General features: G+C 70.8%; 9 protein-coding genes. 4 read left to right on the forward strand and 5 right to left on the reverse strand.

What is annotated here, in order from left to right; genetic code table 11:
* Positions 1-121: 121 nt before the first annotated feature.
* Complete coding sequence (locus DQG15_RS05695; RefSeq protein WP_198665070.1) at positions 122-1870, forward strand: patatin-like phospholipase family protein; 1749 nt, start codon at positions 122-124, stop codon at positions 1868-1870.
* Positions 1867-2595, forward strand: a complete 729-nt coding sequence (locus DQG15_RS05700) for a DUF6065 family protein (RefSeq protein ID WP_198665071.1) — start codon at positions 1867-1869, stop codon at positions 2593-2595. The genes DQG15_RS05695 and DQG15_RS05700 overlap by 4 nt, the downstream gene beginning before the upstream one ends.
* Here DQG15_RS05700 and DQG15_RS05705 read toward each other — a convergent pair.
* Genes DQG15_RS05705 through DQG15_RS05715 form a run of 3 tightly spaced genes read right to left on the reverse strand, consistent with a single transcriptional unit; the run spans position 2592 to position 5781 of the window.
* A complete protein-coding gene (locus DQG15_RS05705; protein ID WP_116083435.1) occupies positions 2592-3722 on the reverse strand; it encodes a nucleotide disphospho-sugar-binding domain-containing protein in 1131 nt (376 codons plus the stop codon). The two genes, DQG15_RS05700 and DQG15_RS05705, sit on opposite strands and share 4 nt — an antisense overlap.
* Positions 3723-3725: 3 nt before the next feature.
* Entirely contained in the window at positions 3726-4634 is a 909-nt protein-coding gene (locus DQG15_RS05710) for a FecR domain-containing protein (RefSeq protein WP_116083436.1), read from the reverse strand.
* A gap of 10 nt (positions 4635-4644) precedes the next feature.
* Positions 4645-5781, reverse strand: a complete 1137-nt coding sequence (locus DQG15_RS05715; protein WP_116083438.1) for a tetratricopeptide repeat protein — start codon at positions 5779-5781, stop codon at positions 4645-4647.
* A 140-nt stretch (positions 5782-5921) separates the two neighbouring features.
* On the opposite strand from DQG15_RS05715, the gene DQG15_RS05720 reads away from it, so the two are divergent.
* Positions 5922-8063, forward strand: a complete 2142-nt coding sequence (locus DQG15_RS05720) for a CHASE2 domain-containing protein (protein ID WP_116083439.1) — start codon at positions 5922-5924, stop codon at positions 8061-8063.
* Here the strand turns inward: DQG15_RS05720 and DQG15_RS05725 are convergent.
* Both DQG15_RS05725 and DQG15_RS05730 read right to left on the reverse strand, forming a co-directional pair.
* Positions 8033-8866 carry an MBL fold metallo-hydrolase gene (locus DQG15_RS05725; protein WP_116083441.1) on the reverse strand — a complete coding sequence of 278 codons (834 nt, stop codon included), beginning with the start codon at positions 8864-8866 and terminating at the stop codon, positions 8033-8035. The genes DQG15_RS05720 and DQG15_RS05725 overlap by 31 nt on opposite strands.
* A gap of 269 nt (positions 8867-9135) precedes the next feature.
* Positions 9136-9879 carry a GntR family transcriptional regulator gene (locus DQG15_RS05730; protein WP_116083442.1) on the reverse strand — a complete coding sequence of 248 codons (744 nt, stop codon included), beginning with the start codon at positions 9877-9879 and terminating at the stop codon, positions 9136-9138.
* Positions 9880-10082: 203 nt separating this feature from the next.
* Between DQG15_RS05730 and DQG15_RS05735 the strand changes: the two genes are divergently transcribed.
* Positions 10083-11027 carry an ABC transporter permease gene (locus DQG15_RS05735; protein WP_116083444.1) on the forward strand — a complete coding sequence of 315 codons (945 nt, stop codon included), beginning with the start codon at positions 10083-10085 and terminating at the stop codon, positions 11025-11027.

Here is an 11027-nt window from a genome sequence, read left to right on the forward strand (position 1 = left end):
GGACAGAGGCGGCCGGGTACGGCTCCGGTGAAAGCCCGTCCCGGCATCTCCGCGCTTGATGCGGCGGAAGGGAGGACATAGCGTTTACCTAAAGTCAGCTCCCGATGCGAGTTCCGCCCAGGTGACCCATGACCGTGATGTGAAGCGCGCTGGTGCCGCGATGTTCGACGCCGCAACCGAGGCGGCGCTGCGGCAGCACGGGCATCTGAGAAAGCTGCGACGCGGCGAGCGTCTGATCGCCGCCGGTGATCCTGCCAAGGCGCTCTACCTGGTCACGCTGGGACGGTTCCACGTCATCGCCGGCGGTCGGGTGATCGCCGAGATCTCCGAAGGTCAGCCCATCGGGGAGATCGCCTTTTTTACCGGCGGCGTCCGCACCGCGGATGTCGTGGCCGCCCGCACCGCCGAGGTCATCTGCCTCGACCGGGACGGATGGGAGGAGGCGGCCCGTCAGACGGATGTGCCCAGCAGGGTCCTTGCCTCCCTCGCCGCCCGCCTCGCCGAGGCGGTGCCCCATGTGCCGCGCCTCGCCCCCGCTCCGCCGGGGATCGTCGTGCTCGTTCCGGCCGGCGACCGGCCCGTGCCGGGAGAGTTCGCCGAGCCCTTCGCCCGCGGCCTGTTCGGAAAGGCGCCGCTGCGAGCGGCAGATCTTCCTGCCGAACTCCGCGACGACGCCGAGGGGATCGCCCGCTGGTTCCACACCCGCGAGGCCGAAGGCGGCGGCCAGACGATCTGGATCGAGGACATGGAGCTGACGCCCTTCGCCAGTGCCGCCCTGTCCGAATCGGATGCCGCGATCCTGATCGGCGACGCGGATGCCGATCCGCGCATCCTGCCGCTCGAAGCCGAGGCGCTCAGGCTGCACCGGCCCGAGGCGCGCCACCTCGCCCTGCGTCGAAGGTCCGGCACCGCCATCACCGGGACCGCGCGCTGGCTCGAAGGGCGCGATCCGCACATGCACCACCAGATCGCGGGAGAGGCCGACCTCGCCCGCGCCGCGCGGCTCGTGGGCGGGCGGGGCCTCGGGCTCGTCCTTGCCGGCGGCGGGGCGCTGTGCTGCGCGCATCTCGGCGTCGCCCGCGCGCTCGACGAGGCCGGGGTCGAGATCGACACCTATGCCGGCACCAGCGGCGGCGCGGCGATGGCGATCGCACTTGCCTCGGGCCTCTCGCCCTCGGAGGTTCTGCGCCGCTCGGAAGAGATCTTCGTCTGGTCGGCCGCGCTGAAGAAGCTGACCGTGCCGATCCATGCCCTGCTGGACCATCACCCGTTCGACGCCTCGCTGAAGCACCATTATGGCTCGGTCCAGCTGGAGGATCTGCCAGTCCCGGTCCTTGCGGTCTCCGCCTCGCTGACGCGCAACGACGTCCACCTGCACCGGACCGGTCCTGCCTGGATGGCGGTCCGCGCTTCGGGGTCCCTTCCGGGGCTTCTGCCGCCCGTCGTGACGGAGGATGGCGAGATCCTGATCGACGGCGGGGTCATCGACAACCTTCCCGTCGGCCCGCTCCAGGCGATCAAGCTGGGGCCGAACCTCGTCATCGGCCTCTCGCAGCCGACGGAATGGCGGGTGACGAGCAGTTACGACCGCCTGCCGCCGCGCTTCCGCCTCGCGCGGGACCTGGCGCTGCGCCGCCACGATCCGGCCGATTTCCCCCGCATCATGCAGATCCTCCAGAAGGGCATGGGCATCACCAGTCGGCGCGCGATGGCGACGGCCTCGATGCGCGGCAACCTCCTTCTGGTTCCGCCGATCCCGCCGCATCTGGGCCTGATGGACTGGCATGCCGGCGCCGAGCTCGAAGCCATCGGCTATGCCCACATGCGAGAACAGATCGCGGCCGGTGTGCTGGACGAGCTGACGTCGTGAGTATCGGCCTGCGTCTCGAGCTTGATCCATCCTGGGAGATCGGCGCGCGCCCGGCGCCCGCCCGGCGGGTCTGGATGGACGCGACGCCCGAAGCCTTCGCCAATCGCTGCCTGCCCCTCACCATAGCCAATGCCCATGGTTGGGAGCTTCTGAACCCCTCCCGCTTCGTCGCCACATGGACCGGCGGCGCCGCGACCGGCGATGTCGTCGTCCTCGGGCAGGACGAGCGGCGTCCTCCCCTTGCGGTGTCGCATTTCGGCTCCGGCATCCTGACCTTCCAGCTCCCCGGCCGGATCTCCACCTCGCCCGGCCACGATCTCTGGCTGCAGGGGCCGGTCAATCGCCCCAAGCCGCATATCCAGGGGCTGACCGGCATCGTCGAGACCGACTGGTCCCCGTTCGGGATCACGATGAACTGGCGCTTCACCACGCCCGGCGCCACCGTGGCCTTCGAGGCAGGCGAGCCCTTCGCGCATCTCTTTCCCATGCCGCGGGGACTGATCGAGACCGTGGAGCCTGCACGGTCGGACTACGATGCGGACGCGCCGGTCCATGCCGACCACCGCGCCTGGGCCGAAAGCCGCAATGCCTTCCTCGGCGATCTGAAACGCGAGGGCAGCGCCGCGCGGGAGGCCGGGTGGCAGCGGGACTATACGCGCGGACCGGCCGAACCGGTGACGCCGCCCCACCGCACCCGCCTGCGCCCGAAGCCGTTCGCGGATTAGTCCGGTACCAGCGCATCGCAGTTCGCAAGGATCGCCGGGCGGGGATCGCTCCGGGGGCGGCGAGCGAGTTGCCGGGCGGTGCGCGCAAGCTCCTCGTCCGTTGCCGCCTCCGCAATTTCCGCAGCGATCAAGTCCGCCCCGGGCAGCAGGTCGAGCCGGAGGGCACGGCCGACCCCGGCCCGCACGAGGGCCGACGCGGTCAGCGACTTCTCCCCGTCCGTATGCAGCGAAAGCTGCGGCACACCGGCCGCCAGCATCGCCGCGGCGAGCCCGAACCCGCCGCTATGCACGACGAGCCGCGCCCGCGCTGCAATCCGTGACAGCGGAAGGTTCTCCTCCCTTACCTCGACGCCTTTCGAGACGAGCCGCCGCGCGATGTCCCCCGGCAAGCCGGGCAGGATCGCGACGCGGTCTCCCGGGGCGCTCTCGAGGGCCTCCGCGATGCGGATGCGGCAGGCGACGGGCACCGACCCAGATGCATAGGCGACGATGCCCTGCCCTCGTCCGCCCGATCCGGCCAGCCTTGGCGGCAAGATCGCACCGATGCCCCCGCCATCGCGTCTCCCCGCGTAGGGGTCGAGCAGGTCGGGCGTCAGCGCGAGAGCCCGGTCTCCCCCGACGGCTGCCGAGAGGCAGGCGGCCGGGGGACGGCCGAACTCAGCGAGGCAGGCGTTCACCCCGGCGAGCAACTCCTCCTGATCGACCCGTGGCGCGCCCAGCCCCGGCAGGACAGGCAGGGGCGTCAGATCCGGCGGCGGAACGAAGAAGCCGTTGCCGATCGCGATTGTCGGGAAGGCCCCCCGCGCCGCCAGCATCAGGTGCGGAGCCAGATCGCCGATGACGAGATCGGGCACCACTGCCCCGATCCGGCCAAGCCATGCCTCCATCCCCGCGCGCATGCCGTCCGGATCGGCGAGTCCGAACCCGGCCAGCGTCTCGGCGAAGGTCGCGTCACCGCCGCCGTCCCGGCGATGCGGCAGACCGGGTCCATCGGGCGGCTGAACGATGATCGTCCGCCACCCGGCGTCCTCGAGGAGCGCCGCGACGGAGCTGAGGCGCGCGGCATGACCGCGCCCGGCTCTGGGCCAGGCCTCGGTTCCAAGGAGCGCGGACCGGCCCTCGGCCACGCGTCAGAGCACGCCCAGACCGGACCCGGGAGGAGGTGGCGGCGGCGGAGGAGGAGGCGGCGGGGGCTCGACCGGGTTCACGGCCACCGGGGGGGTCGCCGTTACGCCGGTGCCGGGCCGACTTGGCAATATGCCGGCGGCTGGCGGCGCCCCCGGAAGGACGCCCGCGGAGACCGGCGCCGACGGGCCGGACGGAGCCGTCCTGAGGGCGGCGTCGATGATGGCCCGCGCCTCGCCCTCGTAGCGCCGTGCGCCACGGATCGGGCAATCCGGCCCGCCGACGAACACGCCCTGGTTGGCCCGCGAGAGGGTCTGGCTGCCGGTGCGGTTCGCGATGGTGATCTGGCCACCCCGGCCGGGCCCCTGGGCCGGACCGCGCAGGGCGACGAAGAGGGCTTTCGCCGGATCGGAGCAGCCCGAGACGTCATGCCCCAAAGCCCGCGCCGCGGCGACGGCATCCGGCCCCACCACGCCCTCGAGGAAGGTGCCGCGAATGCCGATCGTTGCCGCGGGCGTGTTGATCCGCGCCACCGTCCCCTGCCGCGTCACCCGGCCCGAGACGAAGCGGAACGCGCCGCGCGCGAGGTCCGCCGCGACATCCCCGGTCCCGCGGTCCGGATCGTAGACGAAACGGTCTATGACGAGGGAGGCATTCTCGCCGACCGTGAAGGTCGAGCGGTCGAGGAGCAGCACTTGGAGGGTGCTCGCCGCGCGTGTCTCGACGAGGTCCGACAGCGAGATTCCGAGGCCGGGTGTCGCGGGCCGTCGCTGCGGGGCCGCCGCCGGGGTCAGGAACACCTCCCCCCGGACCGCGCTCGATGTGCCGACCTGTTGCGCCTCCGCCTGCGGGGTGAGCGCCAGGACGCTTGCCGAAGCGAAAAGCGCGAGTGCGAAGCGGTGCTTATCGGTCATCGCGGCCCTCTCAGAACTCGAAATTTCGAAGGAGCGTCACCTCGAGCGAGGTGTTCCGCCCGTCCCGCGCGTCGAAGTCGGACCTCCGGTGCTCGTGCCTCAGTCCCACCTGAAGGGTCAGCCCCTCCAGCCCCGCGAAGGTGAAGGGCCGGGCATAGCCGACGAAGTAGTCCCGGATGCTCTCGTCACCTTCGTCGTCGTAATCCCGCTCGATGGCGATCGCGCGGCCGAAGAGCAGACCGCCGTCATCGAAGGCGTAGCTCGCATCGAGCGTCAGCTCGGGCGCCGTGTAGGAGAGCGCGTCGCCGTCCGCGTCGAACTCCTCCGTCGCGATTGCGGCACCCAACAGCACCCCAGGCATCGGGCGCGACCGCAGACCGATCTCCGCGCGGCGCGCATCGCCCTCGCCGCGGATGTCGCTGTCCCGCTGCCACCGGGTTTCCCGCTCGAGACCGAAGGTCAGGCCCGTCGTCTTCGTGAGCGCGTAGCGCAGGGCAAGTCCGCCGCCCGCCGCGTCGAGGCGTCCGCCATCGTCGGTCCGCTCGGAGGAGGCGGTGAGGTAGGGAATGAGCGTCAGGTCCGCGTAGGGCAGCTCAAGGCCGAGGGTCAGGGCGCCACCCAGCCCGTCCAGCTCCTCCGCCTCGTCGTAGAGCGCGCCGCGCAGACGCAAATCTCCGAAGGCAAGGCCGCCGCCCGTTCCGGCGATCTCGTGTTCGAGCCGCAGATCGAGCCCGGCGACGGCAGCCGTGTCGTCCTCAGCGTCCAGCGTGCCCAGTCCTGGGTCGCTCTCGGCGCGGATCCCGGCAAAGACGGCGCCGCGCCCACGAAAGGCCTTGGATCGCGCCACGGCGCTGTGCCGCAAGTCTCTGGCATAGGCTGCATCGCCCGGCCCGAGACGACCCTCCAGAAGCCGCAATTCCCGCTCCGCCCCTTCGTAATCGCCCAGATCGTAGAGCGTCCGGGCGTAGAGGAGCCGCGCATCGTCCGCCTCGGGCCGCGCGAGAAGGATCCGCTCGAGGGGCGCGAGGGCGGCCTGAACCTCGCCGGCCGCGATGGAGGCGCGGGCCGCGTCGAGATCGCCCGTGCCCTGCGCGAAGGCCGGTGCGCCAGCGAGGCTGAGAAGGAGGGCGGTCGCTATGGGACGCATGACACTCCGAGCCGATTCGATCCTGATACGGGTTGCAGAGTAGCCCCGATTGCCGTTGCGTAAGCCAGTGTCTTGCGAGAGTGGCGCGGAATGGACAGCGTGTGACCTTGATACCACGAACCGGCCGGCGTTTGCGTCCGATGACCCGCGCGGCAGGGATGGTCGGAACTGTTATCGCGCTGGTCCTCGTCCTCGCCCTGCCGGGCCAGCGGGAGCGGGCGATGGCCCTTATGGTGGACGGCTGGCAGCGGTCCGCCCCGCGGCAATCCCTCGATCCGCCCATCGCCATCGTGGATATCGATGAGGCCGCGCTCGCCCGGCTCGGACAGTGGCCCTGGCCGCGCGGGGATCTCGCGAGGATGGTGGAGCGGCTGACGGACGCCGGCGCCGCTGCCATCGCCTTCGACATCGTCTTCGCCGAGCCCGACCGCCTCTCCGTCACCACGGCGGCGGACGCTATCCGGCGCGCGGGCGGCACGGCGCAGTTGCCACCGGGCGCAGCAGACGGAGACGAGAGCCTCGCACGCGCCTTCGCCGCCGGTCCCGTCGTCGCCGGTCTCATTCTCACCCCTGAGGGCCGCGCGTCGCCGCCGGCGCCGAAAGCCGGGATCGCGGTTCGCGGGCCGGATCCCGCCCCGTTCCTGCCACGGCTCGGCGGCGCGGTGTCGAACCTGCCCATCCTCGACGCGGCGGCGGCCGGTCTCGGCAGCTTCAGCCTTCTTCCCGAGCCGGACGGCGTGGTGCGGCGCGTTCCGCTTCTCTTCGCGACGGAGGCGGGTCTGATCCCCGGCCTGTCGGCGGAGGCGCTGCGGGTGGCGCAGGGCGCGGGAGCGCTGCAATTGCATGTCGCGGACGAGGGTGGCCGGCCCGGCCTAGAAGCGATGCGGATCGGCGGGATCGACATTCCGCTCGGCCCGGACGGGCGGCTCTGGCTGCACTGGTCCGGCCTGCCGGACGTGCCCCGCCTCTCCGCCGCCGAGGTCATTCTGGACGATGCCGGGGGATGGGCAGACCGGATCTCAGGGCGTGTGGTCTTCGTCGGCACGTCCGCCGCGGGGCTCAGGGATCTCGTGGCAACGCCGCTCGGCGGCCTGGTTCCGGGCGTCGAGGCCCATGCGGAGGCGCTGGACCAGATGCTGTCCGGCGCGGCGCTCGTACGTCCGGGCTGGGCACCGGGCGCGGAATTCGCCGCCGCGCTCCTCCTTGGCCTGTCGCTCTCCGTCCTCATGCCGCTCCTCGGGGCGGGCGGCGCGGCGGCGCTTGCGTCAGCTCTCATCGTCGGCGTCCTCAGCGTCGCCTGGGCCGCCCTGCCCCGCGGGCTGGTCCTTGATCCCGGGCCCGCCATCCTCGCGCTACTGACGACGTTCCTGTGCGGAGCGACGACCCTTGCCCTCCTCACGGAGCGGGAGCGGCGCGGCGTGCGCCGGACCTTCTCGCTCTACCTTGCGCCGGCGGTGGTGGACCGGCTTGCAGACGACCCCTCCGCCGCCCGGCTGGAGGGAGAGGCCACCGAGATCACGATCCTCTTCTGCGATCTTCGCGGCTTTTCCGGCCTGTCCGAGGGAATGGACCCGACGGAGCTGACGGCGCTTCTGAACGGCTTCCTGACCCCCATGACCGAGATCCTGCTGGCGCACGGCGCGACCATCGACAAGTTCATCGGCGATGCGATCATGGCCTTCTGGAACGCCCCCCTGCCGGTCGAGGCGCATCGCGTGCGGGCGTTGGAGGCGGCCAGAGCGATGGGCGATGCACTGCAAACGCTGAACACGAACAGCGCCCACCCGCCTCTCGCCATCGGCATCGGCCTCAACACCGGGACCTGCTGCGTCGGCAATCTGGGCTCCGCCCAGCGCTTCGCCTATTCGGCCATCGGCGATCCGGTCAATGTCGCCTCCCGCATCGAGGCCCTGACCCGGTACTACGGCGTCGAGACCCTCGCCTCGGCGGAGACGGCCCGGGGCAGCCCTCTGGCCACGCTGGAGGTCGACCGCGTCCGGGTGAAGGGCCGCGATGCGCCGGTGGAGCTTCATGCCCTGATTGGCGACCGTGCCATGGCGGAAAGCCCCGACTTCGCGCGGCTTGCCGAGGCGCAGGCGCGGTGGCTGGCGGCCTGGCGGGCCTGGGACGCCGCATCGGCGCGGGCGGCGCTCGCCGATCTGCCGGGCCTTCCGCCGGGCCTCCTCACGCTCCAGTCGGCTCGCACCTTGCGGCTCGAGACGGAAGCGCGGCCCGAAGGCTGGAGCGGGCTCTACGATCCGGGGGAAAAATCCCCCACCTGACCCACCGCGCCGACCTGCCCCGCCGCCGCGGCGAAGGTCCCCGGCCGGACCTGCCGCGCGTCCTCAACGATCGCATCCAGCTCGTCGTCGCTCCGCCCGGGCGCGTGGTGCCAGAGCCCGACCTGCCCCGCCCCTTGCGTCAGATCGAGGGCGGTGCGCCAGTCGCCGTGCCCCCAGCCGCGGCGGGACGCGGCCTCTCCCGGGGTCCAGGTCGCATCGATGAGAGCGAGGTCCGCGCCTTCGGCGAGACCGCGAAGGCCGGCATCGCCCACACCCCCGTCCGGCTCGTGGTCCGTGAGATAGGCAAGGGATCGCCCCTCCCACGCGACGCGGTATCCACTGGCACCGCCCGGATGCGACAGCGGCGCGGCGCCAAGCGTCGGCCCGTCCAGCAGCCGGCCGGGCATCCCGGTGACCGCGAAGCCGGGACAGAGCGTCTCCGGCGCGACGGGATAGAAGGGTGGCGCCATGAGGCGGCGGAGCGCGCCCTCCAGCGCCGCGGGGCTCATTGCGGCGGACGCCACGCGCAGTTCGGCCCCTTGCGGCGCGGCGGACAGAAGGAGCGGCAGGCCGACCAGATGATCGAGATGAAGATGCGACAGAAGGACGGTGATCCGCCGCCGCCCGGCAAGCGCCGGACCCGCGGCCGCGGCGCCCGATCCCGCATCGAGGACGAGGATTGCGTCGGGATCGCCCCAGGTGAGCGTCGCGCAACTCGTCGCTCCGCCATGCTGCGCCACGCCCGCACCGTCCTCGGCAGCGGTCCCGCGGGCACCGTGAATGGACAGGGTCAGACCGGGCATCGCTCGACGATCCTCGCGCCGCCCTGATCTGTCTCCGGCGAGGCATGGCCGGGGCAGAACGGGAAAAACCGGGACACTCCAATCATCCTTGTCAGAGATGGGCAGATGCTGGCCTTACACCCTCATATGCCATGTCCCGCGCGCGAGAGCCACGTTGTTCCTGCGGGTGCCAGACGACGGTCAGTCCATGCCCCCGGCATGAGGACATCCAGCGGCCGAGACACCGAGCTACGACCTGCCGTCCGCCCGATCCCGGGCGGGCGCTCCCGTCAGAGCATGATCGGCATGGACGAGGCTGGCGCCATGCCTTCGCTGATCGCCTTCGACAGCACGCGCCGGGAGCTGTCGACATGCTCCTTCATCCGCGTCCGCGCGGTTTCCGGCTCGCCGCCGCTGATCGCCTCCAGCACCGCCTCGTGCCCGACGAAACCGGGGTCGTAGAATTCGGGCAGGCTCGCTTCGAGGAAGTAGAACCGCTCGAACTCGCGAATGATCTGCACCGTGCTGCGGTGCAGGCGCCGGTTCCCGGCTCCGAGCGCGATCGTCTCGTGAAAGGCGTTGTTGATCAGGATCATTCTGGCGACGCGTTCAGACCCCTCGCTGTCGTTCTCGGCGTCGATCCGGATCAGCTCCTCGAGTTCCTCCAGTCGCTCCGGCCCGGCATGGCGCGCGGCCAGCGCGGCGGCCTCGCCCTCGATCAGCGCCCGGAACCCGAAAAGGTCCCGGATTTCCGCGATCTGAACGGGGGCCACGATATAGCCGCGCCGGGGAATGGCACGCACGAAATCCTCAGTCTGCAGTCGAACCAGCGCCTCCCGCACCGGCGTCTTGCTCATCTGAAGCTCACGCGCGAGATCGGCCTCGGTGAAGGGCGTCGAAGCGGCGAAGTCGCCGGTCATGATACGGGTGCGGATCTGATCGTAGGCGCGATCCGTCAGGGTCCGGTAGCCGGCCGGCTCCTCCCCGATCCGCTCGCGCCAGCGGAAGACCCGGTCCGGATGTCGTGGTCCCATCTGTCCGATCTCATGTTCTAACGTGCAGGACGGCCGGGAAAAAACGGCTTCCTGCGCTCTCCTCCAACCCGAGGCCAAGGCTAGCACCCGAGGCAGTACACTTGCAATATATCCCGTGATATATTACAGCGCATCTTCAAACGACATCATCACCATTCGAGAGGTCGACCCGCGGCGTGCGCCCGGGATCGGGTCACTGACACATGACGACTTACCTGCTGAGACGGTTCGCACTGGGCCTGTGCGTGCTCATCGTGTCGATGCTGCTGCTCTTCGTGCTGATCTATGCCGTGCCCGGGGACCCCGCGGCCATCGCGCTCGGACCTCGCGCGAGCGAGGCGCAGAAGGCGTTCTTCCGCGAGCAGATGGGCCTCGACCAGCCGCTGGCGATGCAGGCGGCGAGCTTTCTGTGGAATCTTCTTCACGGCGATTTCGGAACGGACATCCTCAGCCAGCGTCCGGTGGCGGATCTGGTCTTCGCCGCCCTGCCCCGCACCGTCACGCTCGCGGTCGTAGGCGTGATCTGGGCCGCGGCCATCGGGACGCCCCTCGGGATCTGGGCAGCGCTCCGGCCGAACACCTTCATCGACTGGTTGATCGGCGTCATCTCCACGAGCGTCGTGGCGCTCCCCGCGTTTCTCATGGCGATCTACGCCCTGATCCTCTTCGCGGTCATGCTGAACTGGTTTCCGGCCATCGGCGCGGGCGAACCGGGGGACCTGCTCGACCAGCTCCACCACCTTGCCCTGCCGGCCTTTGCCATCGGCGTCGCCTGGGTCGGATACATCGCCCGGCTCGTGCGGGTGTCCATGCTCGAGACGCTGGCGCAGCCGCATGTGAGGACCTACCGCTCCTTCGGCGTCTCGGATCTGCGCATCGCGCTGCGGTACGTCCTGCCCATCGCGGTCGTTCCGGTCATCTCCGTTCTCGGCGTCGGCATCGGGAACCTGCTCTCGGGCGCCGTTCTGGTGGAGGTCGTCTTCTCCCGGCCGGGCCTCGGCTCGCTCGCCTACGACGCCGTGCTCAGCCGGAATTTCCCGGTCCTTCTCGGCGCAGTGGTCGTGACGACGGGGCTCTACGTCCTGGCGAACTTCCTTGCCGACGCGCTGATCGCCTATCTCGATCCGCGCCTTGCGGAGAAGGGCTGA

Source organism: Tropicimonas sp. IMCC34011 (genome assembly GCF_003390865.1).
In the GTDB taxonomy this organism is placed as follows: domain Bacteria; phylum Pseudomonadota; class Alphaproteobacteria; order Rhodobacterales; family Rhodobacteraceae; genus Tropicimonas_B.

Bases quoted from the DNA above. Each gene is read 5' to 3' on its own strand.
- DQG15_RS05725 (WP_116083441.1), bottom strand. From the start codon at position 8,866: ATGCCCGGTCTGACCCTGTCCATTCACGGTGCCCGCGGGACCGCTGCC.
- DQG15_RS05715 (WP_116083438.1), bottom strand. From the start codon at position 5,781: ATGCGTCCCATAGCGACCGCCCTCCTTCTCAGCCTCGCTGGCGCACCG.
- DQG15_RS05720 (WP_116083439.1), top strand. From the start codon at position 5,922: ATGACCCGCGCGGCAGGGATGGTCGGAACTGTTATCGCGCTGGTCCTC.
- DQG15_RS05710 (WP_116083436.1), bottom strand. From the start codon at position 4,634: ATGACCGATAAGCACCGCTTCGCACTCGCGCTTTTCGCTTCGGCAAGC.
- DQG15_RS05735 (WP_116083444.1), top strand. From the start codon at position 10,083: ATGACGACTTACCTGCTGAGACGGTTCGCACTGGGCCTGTGCGTGCTC.
- DQG15_RS05730 (WP_116083442.1), bottom strand. From the start codon at position 9,879: ATGGGACCACGACATCCGGACCGGGTCTTCCGCTGGCGCGAGCGGATC.